The sequence below is a fragment of the Actinacidiphila cocklensis genome (genome assembly GCF_907177275.1).
Taxonomy (GTDB): Bacteria; Actinomycetota; Actinomycetes; order Streptomycetales; family Streptomycetaceae; genus Actinacidiphila; species Actinacidiphila cocklensis.
Window position 1 is genome coordinate 1 of the sequence record NZ_CAJSLV010000027.1, and the last position, 710, is coordinate 710.

Here is a 710-nt window from a genome sequence, read left to right on the forward strand (position 1 = left end):
CGGGACGACCGCCGCCGCCGGGACCCGCGGGACGGCCGGCGAAGCCGCCGCCACCACCGGGACGACCACCGGGACCGCCGCCGCCGGGACGACCACCGGGACCGCCGGGACGACCGCCGGGGCCACCACCCGGGCGACCGCCCGGGGAGGGGGCGGGACGCTGCGGCATCATGCCCGGGTTCGGGCGCGGGCCCGCGGACTGCGGACGGGGCATGCCGCCCGGCGAGGGACGGGCACCGCCCGCACCGCCGGGACCGCCCTGACCGCCGCCGGGACGCGGGGCGCCACCGGGGCGCGGAGCGCCGCCGCCGGGACCCGCGGGACGCGGGGCACCGCCCTGACCGCCACCGGGACGCGGCGCGCCACCGGGGCGCGGCATACCGGTGGAGCCGGACGTGAAGGGGTTGTTGCCGGGACGCGGACCAGCGGGCCGCGCGCCGGGACGTGCTGCGCCGCCCTGGCCGGGCGCGGGGCGCCCGCCCTGGCGGGGACCGCCGTCACGCTGGCCGCCGTCACGCTGGCCTGCGTCGCGCTGGCCGCCGTCACGCTGACCGCCGGCCGGGGCCGGGCGGGCGGGACGGGGGCCGGGGGTGGCGGAACCGGGCCTGGACGGCTGGTTCGCCGGGGGTGCGGCGGGCGGCGCCTGGAACTCCGCGGCGGGCACGGGTGTGGCCGGGGCGGGCTTGGGCGCGGCCGGAGCCGGCTTGGGT

Annotated in this window: 1 pseudogene; it reads right to left on the bottom strand. The window is 84.4% G+C overall.

The annotated features are described in order from the left end of the window. Positions 1-710 (bottom strand): annotated as a pseudogene (locus NFU81_RS04900) (translation initiation factor IF-2); the annotation flags it as partial.